Genomic DNA, 25439 nt, shown 5'->3' with positions numbered 1-25439 from the left:
CGGACCTCACTCGACGTCAGGCGGTAGCAGGTTCTGGTAATCTAAATGAGGAGACCAGCAACGCCAGTTGTTCCGCCTCTTCTTTCAGGGCCTGGGTACGTGCGGCGGCATCATCAATTAACGAGGCATTCTGCTGAACGGTGCTGTCCATTTCGGTAACGGCCAGCGTGACTTCGGAAACGCCTTTACGCTGTTCTTCGCCTGCAACGCGTATTTCCCCCATCAACTGACGCACCTGCCGTACGTTATTGACCAGTTCTCCCAGCCGTTCGCCTGCATTGTGAATTTGCTGACTTCCGCTCCCAACGTGAGATACGGATTCATCAATCAATGCTTTAATTTCCTGCGCGGCGGTGGCGCTACGCTGGGCCAGCGTCCGTACTTCAGAGGCGACAACGGCGAACCCTCTACCGGCATCGCCCGCTCTGGCGGCTTCAACGGCGGCGTTCAGGGCCAGAATATTGGTCTGGAACGCAATGCTGTCAATCACCGCGACAATTTCTACCATTCTCCCGGATGACGCGCTGACGTTATCCATTGTTGAGATCACGCCCTGCATGACATCACCACAGCGGTTGGCCGTTTGCGCGGTGCTATCGGATAGCTCATCTGCCAGTTGCGTATTACTGGCATTTTGGTGAACGGTCGCATTTAACTGTTCCATCGCCGCCGAACTCTCTTCCAGCGCAGCGGCCTGCTGCGTGACGCGAGATGAGAGTTCCATATTGCTGTCTGCCAGGCTGACGGCGTTATTCGCCACTACAACGCTGCTGTTTCTGACGGTGATCAGAATGGCTGAGATTTTATCGACGAACAGATTAAACGCCTCGGCGATAGCCGAAATCTCATCTTTGCCGCGCACATCCAGACGACGGGTAAGATCGCCTTCGCCCTGCGCAATATCATCGAGCGCCTGGCGGGTATCATCGAGACGCGAAATCAGTCGGCGAACCACCAGCCAGGATCCCACCAGCAATAGCGTCATAATTGGGATCAACACTTCCAGCACGTCCTGCATCATCACTTTGGCGAGACCGACGATGCGTGATTCAGGCGTCACCAGCCCCACGACCCAGCCGGTATCCGCCATCGGGAATAGCATTACCCGGGTCGGCGTATTCAACACATTGTCGTTGGCAAGCGTAATCGTTTTCACACCATCTGCCGGACGTAAAGATTTAAGACCGTTTTCCACCGGGATAAGCCATTGCGCGCTTTGCGCCAGATCGTTAATGGTTTTGTGTTTTGTCAGGTCTGCCTGCGGGAAATAGAGAATTTGTCCCTGTTTATCCACCACGAACGCGTAACCACCGGTGCTGTTTCCCTGCTGTTGCATAAAGGTGGCAACGTTATCGAGACGAATATCGGTAGTGGCGACGCCGGCAAACTTACCGGCCAGTTGATAAGGAACGCTGCAGGTTACCATGTTGACCCCGGAACTGGCATCCTGGTAAACATCAGACCATAAGCAGCTGTTTTGTGAATGTCCCTTGGCATGCTGATACCAGCTTTCATTGTGGTATCCGCTTGATCCTTCGACGTTATAGTCGTTGGAGTACATCAGCTTTCCTTCAGCGTTACGCGCCCAGAAAAAGCTGCGTTTTTCTACGCCTGCGGTGAAGGCGTCTGGTTCTGGCCAAATGCCGCCGCCGGTAATGATCGATTCTTTATCTTCACCTATCAAATGTGGAACAACGCTTTGATATAGCGATTCATCGTTGGGCAGCACTTCGGCCAGTCGCGACAAACCGACGGTCTCACCTTCAATTCGCGACAACACGGTACTTAACTGACGGGTTAAACCTTGCCCCGTTTCTTCGATCAGGGCGGTATTGATTTCAACGACGCGCGGCTGCCCTCGCCAGAGCATAATCGCAACAATAACAAGTGTAGTGACTGCAAGCAGCAGAATGCCACCAATGGTTAAACGCGTTGAAATACGAGTAGGATACCAGGCCATACAAACTCCTTCTGCAAAAGGCTAACTTTTACCCAGTATCGGCACCGGCGTTTTTATCTTTATAAAGTTTCCTTAAGTATTGCAAAATAAATAAGTGACAGCGTCACAAATAGCAAAACCCAGCACTTTGGCTGGGTTTTAATAACGGTTTAATCTTATTTGGATAATTCTTTTTTGATTTCGTCTTTTATTTTGCTTAATTCGCTCTGCGGATGTTTTTTACAAAGCTCAACGGTCAGAGGGACAGCTGTAGTCACGGTTTCGTTATAGTCAACGTAATCACCACCTTTGAAATCTTCGTCTTCATTAAGCACCCAGAAAGCCACCGGAGCCATGGTCTGCGGGTTCAGATCGATGAACTCCTGGCAGCTCATGCCTTTCGGCGTCACTTCAGTTTTCGCGCTATCAGTGGCTGCATTGACGCTAACGCTGGTTAACAGCGCTGCGACCAGAATACCTGCTGTAGAAAGGGAGAATTTATTCATTGTAGTACTCCATTTATAATATAAATAATATCTACACTTGCGCTTCAAACCGTTAATGTAGTTCGCAAAAAATAATACCCCTACCGTCATAAGAATAAAGATTGCCATTATTGATATGGCTGAAAGTTATATTTCCCATTACTGATTCTGATGTTTGAGAGGAAATGTTGCCGACAATGTGATCGTTCCGACGAAATCAGCAGATTCATACCCCGCTCTTCTGTCGCTGCACCAAAACTGAACTACGCTGCACAAATGTTGATCATTAGTTAATGAATATGGTTTGTGTTTTAACAAAAACAGCCTGCGTGCCGCTGTCTGTGACTTGGCACGCGTCCTGCATTGTTAATTCACTAACAGTGAGCCGTAATCTGACAGACAACTAACAGCGAGAAGGTAATGACAGCGAAACCTGAATTATTTACCCGCATAGAACAGACCTTCAGCCAGCTTACGCCGAGCGAAAAGCGCGTAGCCGGGTGGCTGTTAGCCCATGGTGTACAGATCCCTTTTGAAACTGCGGATGGCATCGCTAAAGCGGCAGGAACCAGTGGCATTACCGTAGGACGCTATCTGCGTAAGCTGGGCTTTCGCAATCTGGAGGATGCAAAAGCCAGCCTGCGTGAGCTGCCGGTTGTCCCCTATCAACCCTGGGGAATGAACGAGCGGCTGGATTCCTGGCACCAGCAACAAAGCCTGCCGGATCGCGCACAGCAGTCGCTGTTACTGGAAATCGACGCCATTACCCACGTCTATCAACTCGCGCAAAGCGATACATTTTTACGCATTGCGCAGCAGCTGGCGCATGCGGAAGCGGTTTACATCCTTGGGATCCAGTCTACTCGTGGAATTGCTAACGCCTTTTTTAGTCACCTGGAATATCTGCGGCCTAAAGTCAGTTACTCCGAGGGGCTTTCCGGCAGTTGGGTCGAGTCGCTGAATTCGGGATTTAACCAGCCATACGTGGTGATCACCGACATGCGCGCCTACTCCGCCATCTCCCGACAATATTGCCGTGTTGCGACAGAACGTCAGATTCCGCTGGCGCTGATCACCGATGTGTGGTGTCCGTGGGCCAGGGATTATGACCTTGATTTACTTCAGGTAAAAACCGACACCGGACATTTCTGGGATTCTCTGGCTCCCGTGAGCTGTCTGTTCAACTTATTACTTTCTGCGGTGGTGGAGCAACTTGGTGATTCCCTCGCAGGACGCCTGCAAACCAATCGCCAGTTACAACAACAGTTTGGTCAATTCGAACAATAAACAGGAAATGTGCTATGTCAGAAACCCCAGAACTGGTCGATCTGTCGGTGATATTCCCGTCGCTGTATATCGATCTCAAATACGCCACTGCCGACAACATTACCGGCGCGCCTATCTACCGGGAAGCGCGCTGCCTGTTACACAGCGAGGCGGTAACCGCGCTGGCTAAAAGCATTAGTATCGCGCAACTGGCGGGCCTAAAACTTGTAGTGTATGACGCGTATCGTCCCCAGCAGGCGCAGGCGGTGCTGTGGAATGCGTGCCCGGATCCCCAGTACGTCGTCGATGTGGCGATTGGATCCAATCACAGCCGCGGGACGGCCATCGACGTTACGCTGATGGACGAGCGTGGCAATGTTCTCGATATGGGCGCGGGTTTTGATGAAATGCACGACCGTTCCCATGCCTGGCACCCTTCTGTTCCCCCGGCCGCGCAGCGTAACCGGTTACTACTCAACGCCATTATGTTCGGTGGCGGTTTTGTCGGCATTAACAGCGAGTGGTGGCATTTTGAATTACCTGATGCCGCGTGTTATCCGCTGCTTGACGACCAGATAGCCTGTTTCCCTGTTCCCCCCATAACAACACAACATCCCTTTTAATTCTGGAGCCTGGTTATGAAGACTACACCTGCGTTAAATGCGTTTTTTCGCCCCGCTCTGATCGCCGTTGCACTGGCGTTTGCCCTCCCTGCCGCGCAGGCCGCCGTGCCTAAAGATATGTTGGTCATCGGTAAAGCCGCCGACCCGCAGACGCTCGACCCCGCCGTGACCATCGATAACAACGACTGGACGGTCACCTATCCCTCTTATCAGCGTCTGGTTCAGTACAAAACCGAAGGCGGTAAAGGCTCCACGGAAGTTGAAGGTGATTTAGCCAGCGGCTGGAAAGCCTCTGACGATCAGAAAGAGTGGACGTTCACCCTGAAAAACGATGCCAAATTCGCCGACGGTACGCCGGTGACGGCAGATGCAGTAAAACAATCTTTTGAGCGCCTGCTCAAAATTGGCCAGGGACCCGCTGAAGCATTCCCGAAAGATCTGAAGGTTGAGGCCATTGATGACAATACGGTGAAATTTACCCTCAGCCAGCCGTTCGCACCCTTCCTGTATACGCTGGCAAATGACGGGGCCTCAATTATCAACCCGGTAATCTTAAAAGAGCATGCCGCAGACGATGCCCGCGGATTCCTGGCGCAGAACACGGCGGGTTCCGGGCCATTCATGCTGAAAAGCTGGCAAAAAGGACAACAGCTGGTGCTGGTGCCAAACCCGCATTATTCCGGGCCCAAACCGACGTTTAAGCGGGTTTCGGTAAAAATCATCGGTGAAAGCGCCTCCCGTCGCCTGCAATTATCGCGGGGTGATATCGACATTGCCGATGCGCTTCCTGTCGACCAACTTGCCGCTTTAAAACAGGAAGGCAAAGTTAACGTAGCGGATTATCCCTCACTGCGCGTGACCTATCTGTATCTGAACAACAGTAAAGCGCCGCTCAATCAGGTGGATTTACGCCGCGCCATCTCATGGGCCACCGATTATAAGGGCATGGTGAACGGGATCCTCAGTGGCAATGGTAAACAGATGCGCGGTCCGATCCCTGAAGGTATGTGGGGTTTTGATGAAAAGGCTATGCAGTACAGCTTCGATGAAGCCAAAGCGAAAGCGGCTCTGGAAAAAGTAGCCACCAAACCCGAGACCCTGAGCTTCTTGTATTCAGATAATGACCCTAACTGGGAGCCGATTGCGCTCTCTACCCAGGCCAGTCTCAACAAACTGGGTATTAAGGTGAAGCTGGAAAAACTGGCAAATGCCACCATGCGTGACCGTGTGGGTAAAGGGGATTACGACATTGCTATCGGCAACTGGAGTCCGGATTTTGCCGACCCGTACATGTTTATGAACTACTGGTTTGAGTCGGATAAAAAAGGTCTGCCGGGTAACCGTTCGTTCTATGAAAATAGTGAGGTCGATAAGCTGCTGCGTAGCGCATTAGCCACCACCGATCCGGTCGCCAGAACCAATGATTATCAGCAGGCGCAAACCATCGTGATTGATGAAGCAGCCTACGTCTATTTATTCCAGAAAAACTATCAGCTGGCGATGAACAAAGACGTCAAAGGATTTGTATTTAACCCCATGCTGGAACAGGTCTTCAACATCTCCACCATGAGTAAATAAGCCACGTTGATGCGGAGCCACTCAGGCTCCGCAAGGGGAAGCTAATGACGTTCTGGAGCATTTTACGCCAGCGATGCTGGGGACTTATTCTGGTGGTTATCGGTGTTTGCGTGATCACCTTTATTATTTCGCACCTGATCCCAGGCGACCCCGCGCGGTTGCTGGCGGGCGATCGCGCCAGCGATGAGATAGTCGAAAATATTCGCCAACAGCTGGGGCTGAACCAGCCGTTGTATGTCCAGTTTTTTCGCTATGTGAGCGATATCTTTCAGGGAGATTTAGGCACATCCATTCGCACCGGACGCCCGGTACTGGATGAGCTGCGTATCTTCTTTCCCGCTACTCTGGAGTTGGCTTTCTGCTCTTTGCTGCTGGCGCTGGTGATCGGTATTCCGTTAGGTATTTTATCTGCGGTCTGGCGCAACCGTTGGCTTGATCACCTCGTTCGCCTGATGGCGATTACCGGCATCTCCACGCCTGCATTCTGGCTGGGGCTGGGGGTTATCGTGCTGTTTTACGGTCATCTGCAAATTTTGCCCGGCGGTGGTCGGTTAGACGACTGGCTGGATCCACCGGCTCATGTCACTGGGTTCTACCTGATTGATGCCCTGCTGGAAGGCAATGGTGAAGTCTTTTTCAATGCGCTCCAGCACCTGATCCTACCATCACTGACGCTGGCTTTTGTGCACTTAGGGATCGTTGCCCGCCAGATTCGCTCCGCCATGCTGGAGCAACTGAGTGAAGATTACATTCGTACCGCGCGCGCCAACGGGCTGCCGGGCTGGTACATCGTGTTGTGTTACGCGTTGCCGAATGCGCTTATCCCATCAATAACGGTTCTCGGCCTGGCATTGGGCGATCTGCTCTACGGTGCGGTACTAACCGAAACGGTATTCGCCTGGCCGGGAATGGGCGCCTGGGTAGTAACGTCGATTCAGGCGCTCGACTTCCCGGCGGTGATGGGATTTGCCGTAGTGGTCTCTTTCGCTTATGTGCTGGTCAACCTGGTGGTGGATTTACTCTACCTGTGGATTGACCCACGAATTGGACGCGGGGGTGCTGAATGATGCTCACCCAAGAAACGCCGACCGCCCCGCAGACATCACGCCGTCGCACGGACTGGGCGAAATTGTTCTGGATGATGAAAAGCAGCCCGCTGACGCTGGTAGGCGGGGTCATCATTGTACTGATACTGTTGCTGATGGTGCTGTCACCGTGGATTACGCCTTACGATCCTAATGCCATCAATTTAAGTGCGCGCCTGCTGCCACCATCTGCCGCTCACTGGTTTGGTACCGATGAAGTGGGCCGCGATCTGTTCAGCCGCGTACTGGTCGGAAGCCAGCAGTCGGTCGTCGCTGGTCTGGTGGTGGTGGGAATTGCCGGTGGATTGGGTTCGCTGCTGGGTTGTCTGTCTGGTGTCATGGGCGGACGCGCCGATGCCATCATTATGCGAATAATGGACATCATGCTGTCCATCCCTTCGCTGGTGCTGACGATGGCACTGGCCGCCGCGCTGGGACCCAGCCTGTTCAACGCCATGCTGGCAATTGCAGTCGTACGTATTCCTTTTTATGTGCGCCTTGCCCGCGGCCAGACGTTAGTGGTGCGTCAGTTTACCTATGTGCAGGCTGCGCGGACCTACGGCGCTTCACGCTGGCATCTGATTAGCTGGCACATTTTACGTAACTCTCTGCCACCGCTGATTGTGCAGGCATCGCTGGATATCGGCAGTGCGATCCTGATGGCCGCCACGCTCGGGTTTATTGGTCTGGGCGCACAGCAACCCAGCGCGGAATGGGGGGCGATGGTGGCGATTGGCCGCAACTACGTGCTTGATCAGTGGTGGTATTGCGCCTTTCCCGGTGCCGCAATTTTGATTACCGCCGTGGGCTTTAATCTTTTTGGCGATGGTATTCGCGACCTGCTGGATCCAAAAGCCGGAGGAAAACAGTCATGACACAACCCGTACTGGAAATTGAGGATTTGCATCTGAGTTTCCCCGGCTATAAAGCTGACGTGCATGCGCTGAATCATGTTTCGCTGCATATCAACCGTGGAGAAATTGTCGGCGTGGTCGGTGAATCCGGTTCCGGCAAGTCCGTGACGGCGATGCTTACCATGCGGCTGCTGCCGGAGGGCAGTTATCATATTCACCAGGGACGCGTTTCGCTGCTGGGTGAAGATGTGCTCAACGCCAGCGAAAAGCAGATGCGCCAATGGCGTGGCGCACGCGTCGCCATGATCTTCCAGGAGCCCATGACCGCGCTTAATCCCACGCGACGTATCGGCCAGCAGATGGTGGAAGTTATCCGCCATCACCAGGCGTTAAGCCGCGCGGATGCTCGCCAGAAAGCCATCGCTTTACTGGAGGAGATGCAAATTCCGGACGCGGCGGAAGTGATGAAACGTTTCCCGTTTGAGCTTTCCGGCGGTATGCGCCAGCGGGTGATGATTGCGCTGGCCTTTTCCTGCGAGCCGGAACTGATCATTGCCGATGAACCGACCACCGCACTTGACGTCACGGTACAACTGCAGGTGCTGCGTTTGCTGAAGCTAAAAGCGCGCGCCAGCGGGACAGCGGTGCTATTTATCAGCCATGATATGGCGGTGGTTTCACAATTGTGCGACCGGTTATACGTCATGTATGCCGGAAGCGTGATTGAGAGCGGCCCAACACCAACCGTTATTCAGCATCCGACGCACCCCTATTCCATCGGCTTGCTGAAATGTGCGCCGGAACACGGCGAACCGCGCGCATTGCTGCCTGCCATTCCCGGCACCGTACCGAATTTAACCCGCTTACCGACCGGATGCGCATTTCGTGAGCGCTGTTTTGCGGCTGGCCCTCGCTGTGACGAGACGCCTGCATTAAGCAGTCAGGGAGGCGCGGATCAACAATCTGCCTGCTGGTATCCGCAACTGGAGACAACACATGTCTGAATTTTTACTGGCCCTGCAGGATGTTCATGTCAGCTTTCCCGCGCGTAAAAACTGGCTCGGCAAGGTTACCGAACGGGTGCATGCGATCAACGGTCTGGATTTACAGATTCGTCAGGGAGAAACGCTGGGGATTGTCGGTGAGTCGGGCTGCGGAAAAAGTACGCTGGCGCAACTGCTGATGGGGATGCTGCAACCGAGTCAGGGAAACTACTCTCGCCACAATGACAAGCGGCACAGCGGCATGCAGATGGTCTTTCAGGACCCGCTTTCATCGCTTGATCCGCGCTTACCGGTGTGGCGAATTATCACCGAACCGGTGTGGATCCAGAAACGAAGCTCCGAGCGTGAACGCCGTATTCTTGCCGAAGATTTGGCGCAACAGGTAGGGATCCGCCCTGAATATCTCGACCGTCTGCCGCATGCGTTCTCCGGCGGGCAGCGTCAGCGTATTGCCATTGCCCGGGCGTTGTCGTCTGAGCCGGACGTGATCGTACTGGATGAACCCACTTCGGCGCTGGATATTTCCGTGCAGGCGCAAATTCTTAACCTGCTGGTGTCATTGCAGGCCCGCAGAAATCTGACCTATGTGCTGATATCGCATAACGTGTCGGTGGTTCGCCATATGAGCGATCGCGTGGCGGTGATGTACCTTGGGCAAATTGTTGAACTGGGTGAAACGCAGCAGGTTCTTACTCATCCTGCTCATCCCTACACGCGATTATTACTGGACTCCGTCCCTAAAACGGGAGCACCGCTGGCGGAGGATTTAGTGTTACGGAAAACCGAACTACCGGGGAACCGAACGCTGCCTAAGGGCTGTTTTTTTCGTGACAGATGTCCGTTGGCGATTCGTGGCTGTGAGAATAAACAGATCTTGCGGTCCAGCGAATCAGGATGTGAGGTTCGCTGCTGGCGGGCGGTTAACGTGAGCTGAACGCGGCGGAAAATCAGGCGCAATACGCCTTTTTCAGAGTATCCACCAGCACTTCTGAGGCAGTAGATAACTTATGATGTGCCGAACGCAGAACGCCGATCCGGCGCTGGATCACCGGCGTGTCCAGATCGATACAGGTTGCGCCTAATTCAGTCATTTGCGTACGGCACAGCGCAGGTACCGCGCTGCCGCCCAGGCCCTTAGCCACCAGCCGGCCAATGGTTACCAGTTGATGGCTCTCCAGCGCCACCTCCAGCGAATGCCCGCTTTGTACCAGCTGTTCTTCCAGCATCAGACGCACGGCGGAAGGACGTTGCAGGGTGATAAAATCCAGCGTCAGCAGTTCACGCCACGCAATACGATCCCGCCCTGCCAGTCGGCAGGTTGGCGGGACAATCGCGATAAAACGATCCACGCCAAGCGGGGTGAAATGCAGATGCCCGGAATAGTCCGGTTCGAAGGCAATACCCATCTCTACCCGCCCTTCACTCACCATCTCAATGACCTGTTCGTTAATCACATCGTGAACCGTTACGTTGATACCAGAATAGGAATCACGAAACGTTTTTAGTACCGATGGCAGGACGTTAGCGGCAAATGAAGGCATGGCGGCAATAGAGATTTTACCGCGTTGCAGCGTGAATCGCTGGCGCATTGCCTCTTCCGTGTTCTCCCAGTCCGCAAGCAGCTGTCGCCCCATATTCAGCAACGTTTCCCCTTCCTGCGTCAGGGTCACTTTGCGGGTAGTTCTCAACAGTAAAGCTCCACCTAACGAATCCTCCAGTCCTTTAATCGCCAGGCTTAATGCGGGTTGCGACATATTCAGTCTTTCACTGGCATGAGCGAAATTCAGAGTGTGAGCTACCGCTAAAAACGCGCGTAACTGTTTGATGCTCATTCCCATTTCGCATTCCTTTAACCTGTTGAATACCTTTAATTAACATTAAATTGATAAAAAAACCCAATGAGTGAGTCACAAATTTAAAATTAACAAATCATTTTTCTCCCCCAATGATGTCGGCAAGGACAACAGGAGGGGCAAGTATATGGCTGGACTGGATAAACGGGTCGCCACGTATCAAGAGGCGCTGGAAGGACTGACCGACAACATGACGCTGCTGGCGGGCGGTTTTGGCTTGTGTGGGATCCCTGAAAATCTGATTGCCGAAGTACGTCGTCGGGAAGTTCAGGGACTTACCGTGGTGTCAAACAACTGCGGCGTGGACGGTTTTGGTCTCGGCGTGCTGCTGGAAACGCGTCAGGTGCGCAAAGTGGTCGCATCCTATGTGGGTGAAAACGCGCTGTTTGAAAAGCAGGTGCTTAGTGGCGAACTGGAAGCCATCCTGACGCCGCAAGGCACGCTGGCGGAGCAGTTGCGCGCTGGCGGCGCGGGGATCCCCGCTTTCTTCACCGCGACCGGATACGGTACCCCCGTGGCTGAAGGAAAAGAGGTGCGCGAGTTTGCCGGACGTCCGTACATTTTAGAGCAGGCCATAACCGGGGATTTTGCGCTGGTCAAAGGCTGGAAAGCCGACTGGTACGGCAATGTTATCTATCGCCATACCGCACAGAATTTTAATCCGCTGATGGCCGCTGCCGGGCGCATTACCGTAGTGGAAGTCGAAGAGATCGTCCCCCCTGGCGAGTTGGATCCCGCTGCGATTCATACCCCCGGAATTTTTGTTAACCGCATTATTCAGGGGCAATTTGAAAAACGTATTGAACAACGCACCCTACGCCAGAAAGGAGCCTGACCATGTTAACGCGTGAACAAATGGCAATGCGTGTCGCCCGTGAGCTGCGCGACGGTTATTACGTCAACCTTGGGATTGGTATTCCCACTCTGGTAGCGAACTACATCCCCGATGGTATGGACGTGATGCTGCAATCGGAAAACGGTTTGCTGGGTATGGGGCCGTTTCCCACCGAAGACGAAATTGATGCGGACATGATCAACGCCGGAAAACAGACCGTGACGGCGCGCAAAGGCGCAGCGATTTTCGACTCGGCGCAATCCTTCGCGATGATCCGCGGCGGCCACGTTGACCTGACGGTGCTCGGCGCGTTTGAAGTCGATGTTAACGGCAATATCGCCTCGTGGATGATCCCCGGAAAAATGGTGAAAGGCATGGGGGGCGCAATGGACCTGGTGGCCGGAGCCGACAACATCATCGTTGTAATGACCCATGCCTCCAAAAGCGGTGAGTCAAAATTGCTTCCTGCATGCACTCTGCCGCTGACCGGCGTGGCCTGCATCAAACGCGTGCTTACCGATCTGGCGCTGCTGGAGATTGCTGATGGGGCGTTCATTCTGCGTGAACGCGCCCCGGGTATCAGCGTGGATGAAATCGTCGCCAGAACCGCCGGCAAGCTGATCGTGCCTGAAAATGTCCCCGAAATGCAATTTAACTGAGGAGCTGACCATGCAGGATGTTGTTATTGTCGCGGCAACGCGCACCCCGATTGGCAGTTTTCATGGCGCGCTGGCGCCGCTTTCGGCGGTTGAACTCGGTTCGGTGGTGATCCGTTCCCTGCTGGAAAAAACGGCGGTGGCACCAGAGCAAATTGATGAAGTGATTTTGGGTCAGGTACTCACGACGGGCTGTGGTCAAAACCCTGCCAGACAGACGGCGGTACGTGCGGGTTTGCCGGTCACTACGCCAGCGCTAACCATTAATCTGGTGTGCGGCTCGGGTCTGAAGGCGGTGCATCAGGCGGTACAGGCGATTCGCTGCGGTGATGCGCAAATTGTGATTGCCGGTGGGCAGGAGAGCATGAGCAACGCGCCCTATTTTCTCGACGGCGCGCGGGCCGGTCTGCGCCTGGGTCATGCCAGCCTGAAAGACAGCGTAGTACATGACGGTTTGTGGGATGCCTTCAACGACTATCACATGGGCATTACCGCGGAAAATCTGGCAGATAAGTTTGTTATCAGTCGTGAGCAACAGGACGCATTTGCTCTGCACTCCCAGCAAAAAGCAGCTGCCGCGATTGAAGCCGGTCGTTTTAGTGCGGAGATTACCCCGGTCAGCGTTCCGCAGGGGAAAAAACCGCCGCGTGTAGTGGACCGTGACGAACAGCCTCGCCCGGATACTCAGGCCGATAAGCTGGCGCAGCTCAAGCCAGCGTTTCGGCCAGGAAACGGCACGGTGACCGCCGGGAATGCTTCTTCAATCAATGATGGTGCCGCGGCGGTGATGCTAATGAGCGCCGCCAAAGCCGCAGAACTCAATTTGCCAGTTCTGGGACGGGTGGCGGGCTACGCGGTTTCCGGCGTCGATCCGGCCATTATGGGCATTGGGCCAGTGGAAGCGTCACTTCAGTGTCTGAAACGGGCTGGCTGGACGCTGAACGATGTTGATCTCATTGAAGCCAACGAAGCATTTGCCGCACAAGCGCTGGCGGTTGGCGAATCACTGAACTGGGACAGCAGCAAAGTTAACGTCAATGGCGGCGCGATCGCGCTGGGTCATCCGATTGGCGCGTCCGGGTGCCGGATTCTGGTGACCCTGCTGCATGAAATGGCCCGCAGCAACGCCGCCAAAGGGTTGGCCACACTGTGCGTAGGCGGTGGTCAGGGGGTCGCACTGGCAGTAGAACGTCCGGGAGGATCTCATGAAAAATAAGCAAATTTGCGTACTGGGCGCGGGTTTAATGGGCGTCGGCATCGCCACCCACTTTGCCCGCTTTGGTCACGATATCTGGTTGTACGACACCGATAGCAGCCGAATTGCGGAAATTAGCCATATTGCCAGCGATATTGTGGATGAGCTTATTGCTACTGAACAATTTGCTCTAAGCGAAAAAACATCGGTTATGAACCGTCTACACGGTACGACGTCGCTACAGGATATTGCCGCGTGCGGATTGCTGATTGAAGCCATCCCGGAACGCCTCGAACTTAAACATGCGCTTTATGCGCAACTGGAAGAGCTGATCGCACCGGAGGCGGTGATCGCCAGTAATACCAGCGGACTGCCACCCGATGCCCTTGCAGAAAATCTTGCCTATCCTGAGCGGTTGCTGATTGCCCATTTCTGGAACCCGCCGCACTTTATTCCGCTAGTTGAAATTGTGCCGGGGACGGCAACGAAGGCGGAATATCTCCATGAATTACAACAACTACTGCTGTCGATGCAGCTGGAAGCGGTCGTACTCGATCGCGCCGCGCCAGGGTTTGTCGGCAACCGTCTGCAATTCGCCCTGCTGCGTGAAGCGTTGCATATCGTTAAAAGCGGTATCGCCAGCGCGGAGGTAGTGGATCAGGTAATGCGTGCCTCGCTCGGACGACGCTATGCCATGGTTGGCCCGCTGGAGGCGGCTGATATGACGGGTCTTTCTACGGTACAGGACATTTGTCAGCATCTGTTACCCACGCTCGCCACCGGTAGCGACATGATGTCGCTGGTCGCTGACAAGGTTGCCAACGGTGATACTGGTTTGCGCAGCGGCCAGGGATTTTATCGCTGGGATGATTCGCGCAAGGAGTACATCCAGCAACGCAGAGAGCACCAGCTGCGCTTTGCCCTGAAACCGTAACTTCTCTTTCTGTACCCCACTATAACAATGATATTGAGGAGTCATGATGAGTGTATTAATCGCCCTGGCAGCGCTGGGCCTGCTGATGCTTGCAGCCTATCGCGGATACAGCGTCATCCTGTTTGCCCCCATCGCAGCATTAGGTGCTGTATTGCTTACTGAACCCAGCGCCGTCGGCCCTGCCTTCACCGGCCTGTTTATGGAAAAAATGGTCGGTTTTGTGAAGCTTTACTTCCCGGTATTTTTGCTGGGTGCGGTGTTTGGCAAGTTAATCGAGTTGTCTGGTTTTTCCCGCTCTATTGTTGCCGCCGCCATCAATATTCTCGGGCGGCGTCACGCCATCCCGGTGATCGTGCTGGTGTGCGCGCTGTTAACCTACGGCGGGGTATCGCTGTTCGTCGTGGCGTTTGCGGTGTATCCCTTTGCGGCGGAGCTGTTCCGCCAGAGTAATATCCCTAAGCGCCTGATCCCGGCCACCGTTGCGCTGGGCGCGTTTTCCTTCACGATGGACGCCTTGCCGGGCACGCCGCAGATCCAGAATATTATTCCGACCAGCTTCTTTGGGACTAACGCCTGGGCCGCGCCGTGGCTGGGGCTGATAGGCTCGCTGTTTATTATTTTCGTCGGTCTGGTTTATCTCGAACGTCAGCGTCGTAAAGCGCAGGCTAAGGATGAAGGCTATGGCACTGAACTGTTAAACGAGCCGGAAACGCCGGATAACATTAACCTGCCAAACCCGATAATAGCTATCTCTCCGCTGATTCTGGTTGGGGTGTTTAACCTGCTGTTTACCCGTTGGATCCCACAGTGGTACGGCGCAACACATCAACTGGAACTGCCAGGCCTTGCCAAACCGATTACCACCGAAGTCGGTAAAATTACCGCTATCTGGGCGGTGGAAGCGGCGCTGATTTCAGGGATCCTGCTGGTGGTGCTGTTCGGCTATCGCAACATTAAAGGTCGCCTGGCGGAAGGCAGCAGAACGGCGGTTGGCGGCGCGATCCTCGCGGCCATGAACACCGCGTCGGAGTATGGTTTTGGTGCGGTGATCGCTGCCCTGCCGGGTTTCCTTGTGTTGTCAAAAGCGCTGGCGGCGATCCCCGACCCGCTTCTTAACGAAGCCATCAGCATCACCACGCTAGCCGGGATCACCGGCTCGGCGTCTGGCGGGATGAGTATTGCCCTCGCCGCCATGTCTGACACTTTTATTGCCGCTGCCCATGCCGCCAATATTCCACTCGAAGTCTTCCACCGCGTGGCGTCAATGGCCAGCGGCGGCATGGATACCCTGCCGCACAACGGCGCGGTCATTACCCTGCTGGCTATTACCGGCCTCAGCCATCGTCAGGCGTACGGCGGGATTTTCGCCATCACCGTGATCAAAAGCCTGGCCGTGCTGTTTGTTATCGGCGTCTTCTACACCACCGGAATTGTTTAAGGAGAATCATCATGAACTTAACGGGAAAAACCGCCCTGGTTACCGGCTCGACCAGCGGTATTGGATTAGGCATCGCTCAGGTGCTGGCACAAGCGGGCGCTACGTTGATCCTCAACGGGTTTGGTGATGTTGAAGCCGCCAAAGACGCCGTGGCGCAGCATGGCAAAACGCCAGGCTACCACGGCGCGGACCTGAGCGATGAGGCGCAAATTGCTGACATGATGCGCTATGCCGCAAGCGAATTTGGCGGCGTGGATATTCTGGTCAACAACGCCGGGATCCAGCATGTGTCTCCGGTAGAAACCTTCCCGGTTGAAAAATGGAATGCGATTATTGCTATTAACCTCTCCTCCGTTTTTCACACTACGCGGCTGGCGCTGCCGGGTATGCGCGCACGAAACTGGGGACGCATCATTAATATCGCCTCGGTTCACGGCCTGGTGGCTTCTAAAGAGAAATCCGCGTATGTGGCAGCCAAGCACGGCGTGGTGGGATTAACCAAGACCATTGCGCTGGAAACCGCGCAGACGGGCATTACCTGCAATGCGCTGTGCCCCGGTTGGGTGCTCACACCGTTGGTCCAGCAGCAGATTGATAAACGTATTGCCGAAGGCGCGGCGCCTGACGTCGCACGTGACGCCCTGCTGGCGGAAAAGCAACCGTCGCGTGAATTTGTCACGCCGGAGCAATTAGGGGAACTCGCGTTATTTTTATGTTCAGACGGTGCGGCACAGGTGCGCGGCGTTGCGTGGAATATGGATGGCGGCTGGGTGGCGCAATAACATCATCGGGTGCCGGATAAGACGTAGTCGCATCCGGCACGCCACGATTAAGACTTCAGCTGATAATCCAGTGTAATTTCCGCGTTCAGTACCTGCGAAACAGGGCATCCGGCTTTCGCTTTCTGGATGATGCCGTCAAACGTGGCGGCGTCTATCCCCGGAACGCTTACTTCACTGTGCAGCGCTACTTTGGTTATCGCAAAACCCGCATCCACCTTATCCAGAGAAACATCGGCAGTGGTATCAATGGCATCTGGCGTAAAGCCCGCTTCACCCAGCATTAACGAAAGCGCCATTGAGAAGCAAGCCGCATGAGCCGCGCCAATCAACTCTTCAGGATTGGTGCCTTTTACCCCTTCAAACCGGGTATTAAACCCATACGGTTGCTGATTCAGCACGCCGCTTTCAGTCGATACGGTACCTTTACCGCGCTTAATGTCGCCTTCCCAGTGTGCCTGACCTTTCTTATGGATAGTCATTACCGTTCTCCTGTGTTGTCGTTGAAGTTACAAGTATAGGACGCCTGAGAAAATGCATGATACATACGGGATAGTTCTGCATTTACCGCTTAACCATTGACCTTTCAGATAAAATGACCGACCATCCTGAAAGCCGTTATTTTAAACATCGGCTTTCTATCAGGTTGTATTTCGTCCGTTTTTATACGGACTCGCCCTTGAAACCAGAAACAGGATTAAGGAGTTAGAATGAAATCGAACCGTCAGGCCCGTCATATTCTTGGACTGGACCACAAAATCTCAAACCAACGTAAAGTCGTGACCGAAGGTGACAAAACCAGTGTGGTCAACAATCCTACCGGAAGAAAGCGCCGCGCTGACGGCAAATAGCCTTTCGCTGGTCTGACTGAATAACGAGATAAACACCATTGCAACCGCAGTGGTGTTTTTGCTTATAAAACCCCTTAACCCATTCACAATGCTTTATACTTCGCCCGTTTCCCTGGCGGACAGGCCACACTCGATCATAAAGAACGCCAGGGACGGTTATTCAAAAAAGAGTGAGTGACATGGAAAACGAAACTAAAAAACTGCGTTCCCTTTACATCCCCTACGCTGGCCCGGTACTGCTGGAATTCCCTTTACTGAATAAAGGGAGCGCTTTCAGTGTGGAAGAACGCCGTAACTTCAACCTGCTGGGGTTACTGCCGGAAGTGGTCGAGACGATTGAAGAACAGGCTGAACGCGCCTGGATCCAATATCAGGGATTCAAAACCGAAATCGACAAGCATATTTACCTGCGCAATATCCAGGACACCAACGAAACCCTGTTTTACCGACTGGTGCATAATCACCTTGATGAGATGATGCCGGTTATCTATACCCCAACGGTAGGTGCTGCCTGTGAGCGTTTCTCTGAGATCTACCGTCGCGCGCGCGGCGTATTTATCTCTTATCAGAACCGCCACAATATGGACGATATCCTGCAGAACGTGCCTAACCACAATATCAAAGTCATCGTCGTTACCGACGGTGAACGTATTCTGGGCCTTGGCGACCAGGGGATCGGCGGGATGGGTATTCCGATCGGTAAGCTGTCGCTGTATACCGCGTGTGGTGGGATTAGTCCGGCCTACACCCTGCCGGTCGTTCTGGACGTCGGTACCAACAATCAGCAACTGCTGAACGATCCGCTGTATATGGGCTGGCGTAACCCGCGTATCACTGATGATGAATACTACGAATTTGTCGATGAATTTATCCAGGCTGTGAAGCATCGTTGGCCGGACGTACTGCTGCAGTTCGAAGACTTCGCACAGAAAAATGCGATGCCGTTGCTGAACCGCTATCGCGATGAAATTTGCTCATTTAACGACGATATTCAGGGCACCGCAGCCGTTACCGTTGGTACGCTCATTGCCGCCAGCCGCGCGGCGGGTAGCCAGTTAAGTGAACAGAATATCGTGTTCCTCGGGGCGGGCTCCGCCGGTTGCGGGATTGCCGAGCAGATCATCGCGCAAATCCAGCGTGAAGGTTTAAGCGAGGAAGCGGCGCGTCAACGCGTGTTTATGGTCGATCGCTTCGGCCTGTTAACCGACAAAATGCCGAACCTGCTCTCCTTCCAGACCAAACTGGTGCAAAAACGCGAAAACCTGCAGCACTGGGATACGCAAGAGGATGTGTTGTCGTTGCTCGACGTAGTGCGTAACGTTAAGCCGGACATCCTGATTGGAGTTTCCGGACAGACCGGCCTGTTTACCGAAGAGATCATCCGCGAAATGCACAAGCATTGTCCGCGCCCGATCGTCATGCCGCTGTCTAACCCGACTTCACGCGTGGAAGCTACGCCACAGGATATTATCGCCTGGACCGAAGGTAACGCACTGGTTGCGACCGGTAGTCCGTTCGCGCCGGTAGTGTGGAAGGAAAAAGTCTTTCCGATTGCCCAGTGTAACAACGCCTATATTTTCCCGGGTATCGGGCTGGGTGTTATTGCTTCTGGCGCATCGCGCATTACCGATGAAATGCTGATGTCAGCCAGTGAAACACTGGCGCAGTATTCTCCGCTGGTGTTGAACGGCGAAGGACTGGTGTTACCAGAACTGAAAGATATTCAGATCGTTTCCCGCGCGATTGCCTTTGCCGTGGGTAAAATGGCCCAGCAGCAAGGCGTGGCGGTGAAAACGTCCGCCGAAGCGCTGCAACAGGCGATTGACGATAATTTCTGGCAGGCGGAATATCGCGACTACCGTCGTACTTCTATTTGACGGTTTGCCCGGCAGCTGTGTCTGCCGGGCAATTTTAAGCGTTCGATGAACGAAATACTGTATGTAGATTACTGTTCTGAAAGTTCAAGTTCAGCAATAACCGGCAGGTGATCGCTCGCCGTAGACCACGTAAACTCTGGCGAATTATGTGGGATTTCCAGGTTTTTGACGTTCCACTTCTGACCTTTAAACGTGAAAATATGGTCTATATCGATCGCAGGATTAACGGCTGGCCAACTGCGCGTATCAATTCCTTCTTTCGTCACTTCATTGAAAAAGTAACGTATTTCTTTAAGTGGCTGCTCATCCCGGGTCGAATTAAAATCCCCTGCAAGGATTTTAATTGAGGAGGCGATATCCGGGAAATCTGATGTCGCGTCGCCAATGCTGATATCTAACAGATAGCGGGCTTGTTCCGTACGCATGGTGGGATCTTTTTGCCAGTCGAGATGAGTCACCATAATGATGGGAGCAGAATCAAACCCAGGAACGTCCACCTGCGCCAGTAACGCCACGCGTTGTTCAGCATTACCCGACGGTAATTTTACCACCTGCGTATGCAATATTTTATATTTGGAAAGCAGTCCTAACCCGTACTCACCGCCATCAAAATCGAGTGCTTTACCGAAGGCGTAATACAGTTTATTGGCATCAGCGATTTTTTTGAGTTGATCAATCTTTTGACTGCGCCCTGTTTTATTATCAACCTCTGGTACAGCAATAATATCCGCATCAATTCTTTTAATTGCCGAATTAAGTGCCGTAAAATCCGCCACATCAGCAGATGCTTCATTTTTACCAATGTTGTAGGTGGCAATCTTTAAATGCGGTTTATTCTGCGTGTAAATTTTGTCAGGAACACCACCTTTTTGCACTTTAAGTATCTCATTACCCGCTAGTTTTTCACTTGCTTGTGCATTTGCAAATAAACATCCCAGCGCAATCATCGTCAATGTAATTGTTTTTTTCATGTCATCTATTCTCCAAATAATAAAATAGTGCGCGATAGGATACCGGAGAATATTGATCGTTATTGTGATCATTAACCCAAGCTTTCGACGCGAAGAAAATTAACTTTTGCATGATTTATTTGTCTTGTAATCTGCTGGGCGTTCAAAGCTTGCGCTACTGCGTATGTTGCGATTACACTTTCATCACCGATTAACATTCTGAAAAACAAAAGGAGGATACTTATGCTGTACTGTGAACGTTTTATCGTTTCACATGCTTTTGGCGATCGCCAGTGCTCAAGCGTTATCGGTATCGTGCTGCGATAACTTCTGCTTGAGCGAAGCTAACTTCTCAATCCCCTTCTCTCGGGCTTACCGGGTTATCGTCAGCGATGTTTGACGAGGCGTTTTTACGCCTGTAACTCTTGAGTAAGCAACAATGAGCACATTACTAACCGCACAATCCTTACACGTTGATACGGCATTCGATACGCTATTCGACGATCTTTCTTTCACCCTGAAAAAAGGCGACCGCATCGGACTTATCGGTTACAACGGCTGCGGCAAAAGTACGCTGTTAAAACTACTCGATGGCACGATTTCACCCACCAGTGGGACAATTGCGCAGGCGAATCACTGTCATCTTGCGCGTGTGGAGCAACATTTACCTGACGATATACTGCCGCTGACGTTGCAAGAGGCGGTGCTTGCTCAACTTCCCGAGCATGAACGCGCGAGCCAGCAATGGCGAGTGGAAGCGTTGCTGGCCGAAATGGGTTTCACGCCGGAGAATTTATCTCTGACAGCACAAACGCTGAGCGGCGGACAACACACGCGTCTGTTATTAGCGCGGGCGCTGATGCGAAACCCTGACCTGCTACTGTTGGATGAGCCAGGTAACCACCTGGATTTGCCCACATTACTGTGGCTGGAACAGTTCTTACAGAACTGGTCTGGTAGTTTTGTGGTTGTTTCCCACGACCCGCAGTTGCTGGATGCCGTGACTCACGGAACCTGGATCCTGCGCGATCGCACCCTGCATGCCTTCGATCTCCCCTGTAGCGCGGCGCGTCAGGCTCTGGTAGACAGAGACACCAGCGATGCCTTGCGCCATAAGGCTGAACAAAAGGAGATCGATCGCGTCACCGCCAGCGCCAAACGGCTTGCGACCTGGGGGCGGGTCTACGACAACGAAGACCTTTCCCGTAAAGCCAGGCAGATGGAAAAACAAGTGCTGCGCCTGAAAGAGGTACAGACCGAAGTAACCTCGGGAAGTCAGTGGACACTAACATTGCAGGGTGATGCCCTGCGTGCGGATCGTTTGCTGGAGATGACTCATCTGTCCGTAGCCCCTGCTCATGGCGCAGATTCGCTGTTTTCGATAGCCGGTATCCGCGTAAAAAGCGGCGATCGCGTAGCGATTGTCGGGCGCAACGGTTGCGGGAAATCATCGTTGTTAAGGCTTATCTGGCAACAGTTTCAGTCACAGCTGGCATCGCCTTCATTGGTGTTACACCCGCGCGTTACGCTGGGGTATTACGATCAGACGCTGCACCAACTCGCTGATGACGATTCGCTGTTTGACGCGCTGGAAGCGTTCGCTCCTCAGCCTGATATCCGCAAAATGGCGCTGATTAGCGCGGGCTTTCCATGGGTTCGTCACGCGCAGCGGGTCAGTACATTAAGCGGTGGTGAGCGCTCCCGGTTATTGTTTGTTGGACTGACTCTGGCGCGTTATAGCCTGCTGATGCTCGATGAACCGACCAACCATCTGGATATGGAAGGCAAAGAGGCGCTGGCTGAAACGCTGCAAAGCTATCACGGAGGCGTGCTGCTGGTAAGCCACGATCGCCAGCTTATCAGCAAAAGTTGTAACCGGTTCTGGTTTATTGATAACGGCGAACTCAGCGAATGGCACGATCTGGACGCGATCAACGCGCGAATTCGGGAAACATCTGCTGAGATACCTGTCCCGAAAATGGTGGTCGAAGCGAGAAATGAAATAAGCTGCGACAGTGATGCGTTACTGGAACAACTTCTCGAACTGGAGCAGCGGCTGGCCGACGATCTCGCTCGTAAGCCGAAGCATCAAAAACCGCTGTTACAGGCGCAATGGCGTAAGGAGATTGCGCGGCTGAACTCACAACTGGAGTAAACCGCATTGCCGGATGGCGGCCTACATCAGCAAAATGTGCGTGTAGGCCCGTCATCCGGCAATTCTTGCGTGACGCTTTCCAGATATTCCCCTTCTCCCTTTTTCTTTGTGCACATTCGCCGCAAAATTTAAAACATCGCAATCCTGGTGTTGCGCTTAAAGGAACATTAATGGTAATGTTCCTCTTGAAGGAACAAGGAAGATATGGATGATCATGAACTTCAGACACAAAGGATTGCGTGACTTGTTTCTTCATGGGCGAACATCAGGCGTTATGGCGAAGCATGTCCGACGATTACGACACAGACTTGCTGTTATTGATGCGGCAAGTAAGGTTACAGATATCAATATGCCCGGTTATAAGCTTCATTCTCTTATAGGCGAGCGTGATGGAGTTTGGGCAATTTCTGTTTCAGGTAACTGGCGTATTACGTTTGAATTCGTCAATGGCGACGCGTACATACTGGACTACGAGGACTATCATTGATGAAAATGGCAAATCATCCCCGCCCTGGGGATATCATTCAGGAAGCACTGGACGAACTCAATGTCAGTCTGCGCGAATTTGCCAGGGCGATGGAGATTGCACCTTCGACGGCAAGCCGACTATTAGCCGGGAAAGCGGCCCTCACGCCTGAGATGGCGATCAAACTCTCTGTCGTAATTGGTAGTTCACCCGAAATGTGGTTAAACCTGCAAAATACCTGGAGCCTGGCAGAGGCCCAAAAAAACGTGGATACTTCACGCCTGCGCAAACTGGCAGTGCAGTGATAAAAGTTGAATGCCGGATAAACTTTTGCCATCCGGCATGCCATTTATTACTTTGGTTTTTTCTCTTTCCAGGCATCCCAGGCCTGTTTGATCTCTTGCTTAGCCGTGGCGGCGTCGTTGAAACCGTTTAATTCGACCTTCTTGCGCCCTTCCGGCAGATCTTTGTACACGCGGAAGAAAGATTCCAGGCGTTGCACTTCAATCTTGGGCAGATCGCTCAGCTCTTTGATGCCATCATAAGTCGGGTCAATTTTACTGGCCGGAACGGCGACAATTTTGTCGTCCTTTTCTCCGCCGTCGATCATCTTCAGCACGCCAATGGCGCGCAGCTTAATCAATGTTCCAGGGGCCAACGGCGCACGGGTATAAAAGATGACGTCCAGCGGGTCGCCGTCACCGGCTAAAGACTGGGTTAGTGAACCGTAGTTGGCGGGATAAGCAACCGGCATAGACTGGAAACGGTCAGCAACGATAAAACCAGTTTTGGCGTCGGTTTCATATTTAATCATTCCACCTGCCGGAATTTCAGTTACGGCATAAAACTCTTCCGGGTTATTTTCCGGCTGAGGAAATTCGAGGATGTTCTGCGCCTGAGCGGACGCACAAAGAAACACGCTAACTGCGAGTAATTTTTTCACCAGATGCATTGTCTTTTAACTCTTCTATTATTGGAAAGACAATACCTTACGTTTAGCAGATGACAGTAACATGACGTTTTTTTGGCAAAAAAATGGCGCTACCGATGTAGCGCCATTACGTGGAGAACGTCTGGGATTAATTAACCCCTTCCTCGCTCTCTTTTTTCGCTTCTTGTCTTTCGACTTCGCGATACCAACGCGGGTGGTGCTTCTTCGCCCAGCGACGGCTCACTTTCCCTTCCACCATGCCTTTAATCGAACCTTTCACCCAGAATGCCATATACATATGAATGAGGATGGCGTGCATCAGGATAATGCCCGCCGCAGCATGGATCAGCAGGCTGTAACGCACGACCTGCATCGGGAAGAACTGCGCAAAGTACGGACGCCAGATAATAATGCCGGTAATCAGCAGCACGAAAATCATGCTCATGATCGACCAGAACATCATTTTCTGTCCGGCGTTGTACTTGCCCACATCCGCCACTTTATGTTCATTGCCTTTCAGCACTTCCACAATGTTTTTCAGCCACGGGATATCTTTTTTATCCGGGATATTGTGGTGAACAAAGCGTACAAACATGAACATTAACGCCACGAAGATCAGCAGTCCGAAGAACGGGTGTAAAATACGCCCCATCTGCGGTGTACCGAAAGTCTGCGTCAGCCATTGCAGAGTCGGGAAGAAAAAGGAAATTCCCGACAGCGCCACCAGGAAGAAGCAGATCACCACCGTCCAGTGACAGGCGCGGTCGATAAACTTCGTGCGCACAATCATTTTCGACTTACTCATGATGATCCTCCTCGTCGTCGTCCACTTCCTTATTCGGACCAATACCAACGTAGTGGTAAATAAGTCCGGCGAAGGTGGCGATAAATCCGGCTGCGGCCAGCGGTTTCAGCGCCCCTTTCCACAGATTGATAGAGGTATCGATCTGCGGTTCTTTCGGCAGGCCGTGGTACAGCTCAGGCTGGTTGGCATGGTGCAGAACGTACATCACATGCGTCCCCCCAACACCTTCCGGGTTGTAGAGACCGGCGTGTTCATAACCGCGTGCTTTCAGTTTGGCCACCCGCTGTTCGCCCATTTCCAGCATTTCCTGCTTAGTGCCGAAATGTATTGCCCCGGTCGGACAGGTCTTGACGCAGGCAGGTTCCTGCCCGACGCTGACGCGGTCCACACACAGCGTACATTTATACACGCGGTTATCCTCTTTATTGAGGCGCGGAATATTAAATGGACACCCGGCAATACAGTAGCCACAGCCAATGCAGTGCTCTGACTGGAAATCGACAATCCCGTTGGCGTACTGAATAATCGCCCCGGCAGACGGGCACGCCTTCAGGCAGCCCGGATCTTCACAGTGCATACAGCCGTCTTTACGAATTAGCCACTCCAGCTTGCCGTTCTGTTCGGTTTCGCTAAATCGCATTACCGTCCAGGATTTGGCGCTGAGATCGGCAGGGTTGTCATACACCCCGACGCAATGGCCGACTTCATCGCGGATATCGTTCCACTCTGAACATGCCACCTGGCAGGCCTTACAGCCTATACAGGTGGACACATCGATCAGTTTCGCGACCTCTGCTTTGTAATCACGGGCCTGAGGCGGCGGCGTGATGGAGTTTGTTGCGGACCGTTTGATGATGTCCTGCGTTTCCATAGACATATA

Annotated in this window: 26 protein-coding genes; 18 read left to right on the top strand and 8 right to left on the bottom strand. The window is 53.0% G+C overall.

From position 1 onward, the window contains the following. Positions 1-16 precede the first annotated feature (16 nt). Together FDW96_RS08330 and hdeB are read right to left on the bottom strand one after the other, a co-directional pair. Positions 17-1960, bottom strand: a complete 1944-nt coding sequence (locus tag FDW96_RS08330) for a methyl-accepting chemotaxis protein (RefSeq protein WP_137365519.1) — start codon at positions 1958-1960, stop codon at positions 17-19. A gap of 155 nt (positions 1961-2115) precedes the next feature. After that, entirely contained in the window at positions 2116-2445 is a 330-nt protein-coding gene (hdeB, locus tag FDW96_RS08325; RefSeq protein WP_032939734.1) for an acid-activated periplasmic chaperone HdeB, read from the bottom strand. A 399-nt stretch (positions 2446-2844) separates the two neighbouring features. Between hdeB and FDW96_RS08320 the strand changes: the two genes are divergently transcribed. From FDW96_RS08320 to FDW96_RS08290, 7 genes are read left to right on the top strand one after another with little or no spacing between them, the layout of a single operon-like run. Beyond that, positions 2845-3711 carry a MurR/RpiR family transcriptional regulator gene (locus FDW96_RS08320; RefSeq protein WP_061381334.1) on the top strand — a complete coding sequence of 289 codons (867 nt, stop codon included), beginning with the start codon at positions 2845-2847 and terminating at the stop codon, positions 3709-3711. A 14-nt stretch (positions 3712-3725) separates the two neighbouring features. Further along, on the top strand, positions 3726-4313 hold the full coding sequence (gene ddpX / locus FDW96_RS08315) for a D-alanyl-D-alanine dipeptidase (protein WP_137365518.1): 588 nt from the start codon (positions 3726-3728) through the stop codon (positions 4311-4313). 15 nt (positions 4314-4328) lie between these two features. After that, complete coding sequence (locus tag FDW96_RS08310) at positions 4329-5891, top strand: ABC transporter substrate-binding protein (protein ID WP_137365517.1); 1563 nt, start codon at positions 4329-4331, stop codon at positions 5889-5891. Between the two features lie 44 nt (positions 5892-5935). After that, on the top strand, positions 5936-6958 hold the full coding sequence (locus FDW96_RS08305) for an ABC transporter permease (protein ID WP_137365516.1): 1023 nt from the start codon (positions 5936-5938) through the stop codon (positions 6956-6958). Next, positions 6955-7851 carry a D,D-dipeptide ABC transporter permease gene (gene ddpC, locus FDW96_RS08300; protein ID WP_042308386.1) on the top strand — a complete coding sequence of 299 codons (897 nt, stop codon included), beginning with the start codon at positions 6955-6957 and terminating at the stop codon, positions 7849-7851. Before FDW96_RS08305 ends, ddpC begins: the two co-directional genes overlap by 4 nt. Continuing rightward, positions 7848-8834 (top strand): ABC transporter ATP-binding protein, encoded by a 987-nt coding sequence (locus tag FDW96_RS08295; RefSeq protein WP_042308384.1) that lies wholly within the window; start codon positions 7848-7850, stop codon positions 8832-8834. The genes ddpC and FDW96_RS08295 overlap by 4 nt, the downstream gene beginning before the upstream one ends. Next, positions 8827-9768, top strand: coding sequence for an ABC transporter ATP-binding protein (locus tag FDW96_RS08290; protein WP_137365515.1), 942 nt, complete (start codon positions 8827-8829; stop codon positions 9766-9768). Before FDW96_RS08295 ends, FDW96_RS08290 begins: the two co-directional genes overlap by 8 nt. A 13-nt stretch (positions 9769-9781) precedes the next feature. Here the strand turns inward: FDW96_RS08290 and FDW96_RS08285 are convergent, their stop codons facing one another. Continuing rightward, entirely contained in the window at positions 9782-10672 is an 891-nt protein-coding gene (locus FDW96_RS08285) for a LysR family transcriptional regulator (RefSeq protein WP_038640611.1), read from the bottom strand. A gap of 142 nt (positions 10673-10814) precedes the next feature. Here FDW96_RS08285 and FDW96_RS08280 point away from each other — a divergent pair, with 142 nt between their 5' ends. Genes FDW96_RS08280 through FDW96_RS08255 form a run of 6 tightly spaced genes read left to right on the top strand, consistent with a single transcriptional unit; the run spans position 10815 to position 16527 of the window. Then, positions 10815-11522, top strand: a complete 708-nt coding sequence (locus tag FDW96_RS08280; RefSeq protein WP_032939731.1) for a CoA transferase subunit A — start codon at positions 10815-10817, stop codon at positions 11520-11522. Between the two features lie 2 nt (positions 11523-11524). After that, positions 11525-12181, top strand: coding sequence for a CoA transferase subunit B (locus FDW96_RS08275; protein WP_042308378.1), 657 nt, complete (start codon positions 11525-11527; stop codon positions 12179-12181). Positions 12182-12191: 10 nt separating this feature from the next. Next, complete coding sequence (locus FDW96_RS08270; RefSeq protein WP_137365514.1) at positions 12192-13394, top strand: acetyl-CoA C-acetyltransferase; 1203 nt, start codon at positions 12192-12194, stop codon at positions 13392-13394. Further along, positions 13384-14307 (top strand): 3-hydroxyacyl-CoA dehydrogenase family protein, encoded by a 924-nt coding sequence (locus FDW96_RS08265; protein ID WP_137365513.1) that lies wholly within the window; start codon positions 13384-13386, stop codon positions 14305-14307. The genes FDW96_RS08270 and FDW96_RS08265 overlap by 11 nt, the downstream gene beginning before the upstream one ends. Before the next feature lie 43 nt (positions 14308-14350). Next, complete coding sequence (locus tag FDW96_RS08260) at positions 14351-15745, top strand: GntP family permease (protein WP_204554957.1); 1395 nt, start codon at positions 14351-14353, stop codon at positions 15743-15745. Between the two features lie 11 nt (positions 15746-15756). Further along, the gene (locus FDW96_RS08255; protein WP_042308370.1) at positions 15757-16527 is read left to right on the top strand and encodes a 3-hydroxybutyrate dehydrogenase; all 771 of its coding nucleotides are present in this window, start codon (positions 15757-15759) and stop codon (positions 16525-16527) included. A gap of 47 nt (positions 16528-16574) precedes the next feature. On the opposite strand, the gene osmC is transcribed toward FDW96_RS08255, so the two are convergent. Beyond that, entirely contained in the window at positions 16575-17006 is a 432-nt protein-coding gene (gene osmC / locus FDW96_RS08250) for a peroxiredoxin OsmC (protein ID WP_042308368.1), read from the bottom strand. A gap of 228 nt (positions 17007-17234) precedes the next feature. On the opposite strand from osmC, the gene sra reads away from it, so the two are divergent. Both sra and maeA read left to right on the top strand, forming a co-directional pair. Then, positions 17235-17375, top strand: coding sequence for a stationary-phase-induced ribosome-associated protein (sra, locus tag FDW96_RS08245; protein ID WP_038640628.1), 141 nt, complete (start codon positions 17235-17237; stop codon positions 17373-17375). Positions 17376-17554: 179 nt separating this feature from the next. Beyond that, positions 17555-19252 (top strand): malate dehydrogenase, encoded by a 1698-nt coding sequence (gene maeA, locus FDW96_RS08240; protein WP_042308364.1) that lies wholly within the window; start codon positions 17555-17557, stop codon positions 19250-19252. 68 nt (positions 19253-19320) lie between these two features. Here maeA and FDW96_RS08235 read toward each other — a convergent pair whose 3' ends face one another. After that, on the bottom strand, positions 19321-20223 hold the full coding sequence (locus tag FDW96_RS08235; protein WP_061381327.1) for an endonuclease/exonuclease/phosphatase family protein: 903 nt from the start codon (positions 20221-20223) through the stop codon (positions 19321-19323). A gap of 418 nt (positions 20224-20641) precedes the next feature. Here FDW96_RS08235 and FDW96_RS08230 point away from each other — a divergent pair, with 418 nt between their 5' ends. From FDW96_RS08230 to FDW96_RS08220, 3 genes are all read left to right on the top strand, one after another. After that, the gene (locus FDW96_RS08230; protein WP_137365512.1) at positions 20642-22357 is read left to right on the top strand and encodes an ABC-F family ATP-binding cassette domain-containing protein; all 1716 of its coding nucleotides are present in this window, start codon (positions 20642-20644) and stop codon (positions 22355-22357) included. Positions 22358-22565: 208 nt separating this feature from the next. Then, entirely contained in the window at positions 22566-22844 is a 279-nt protein-coding gene (locus FDW96_RS08225) for a type II toxin-antitoxin system RelE/ParE family toxin (RefSeq protein WP_061381325.1), read from the top strand. After that, positions 22844-23128 carry a HigA family addiction module antitoxin gene (locus tag FDW96_RS08220; RefSeq protein WP_061381324.1) on the top strand — a complete coding sequence of 95 codons (285 nt, stop codon included), beginning with the start codon at positions 22844-22846 and terminating at the stop codon, positions 23126-23128. Before FDW96_RS08225 ends, FDW96_RS08220 begins: the two co-directional genes overlap by 1 nt. 47 nt (positions 23129-23175) lie before the next feature. Here the strand turns inward: FDW96_RS08220 and FDW96_RS08215 are convergent, their stop codons facing one another. The 3 genes from FDW96_RS08215 to fdnH all read right to left on the bottom strand — a co-directional run bounded on the left by FDW96_RS08215 (position 23176) and on the right by fdnH (position 25436). After that, positions 23176-23775 carry an inorganic diphosphatase gene (locus FDW96_RS08215; RefSeq protein ID WP_061381323.1) on the bottom strand — a complete coding sequence of 200 codons (600 nt, stop codon included), beginning with the start codon at positions 23773-23775 and terminating at the stop codon, positions 23176-23178. Positions 23776-23902: 127 nt separating this feature from the next. Beyond that, on the bottom strand, positions 23903-24559 hold the full coding sequence (gene fdnI, locus FDW96_RS08210; protein WP_016153106.1) for a formate dehydrogenase-N subunit gamma: 657 nt from the start codon (positions 24557-24559) through the stop codon (positions 23903-23905). Next, complete coding sequence (fdnH, locus tag FDW96_RS08205) at positions 24552-25436, bottom strand: formate dehydrogenase N subunit beta (RefSeq protein ID WP_042308353.1); 885 nt, start codon at positions 25434-25436, stop codon at positions 24552-24554. The genes fdnI and fdnH overlap by 8 nt, the downstream gene beginning before the upstream one ends. Between the last annotated feature and the right edge of the window lie 3 nt (positions 25437-25439).

Origin of the sequence: Citrobacter sp. TBCS-15 (genome assembly GCF_005280815.1) — a bacterium.
Lineage (GTDB): Bacteria > Pseudomonadota > Gammaproteobacteria > Enterobacterales > Enterobacteriaceae > Citrobacter > Citrobacter werkmanii.
This window is presented reverse-complemented; position numbering and strand designations above follow the sequence as displayed.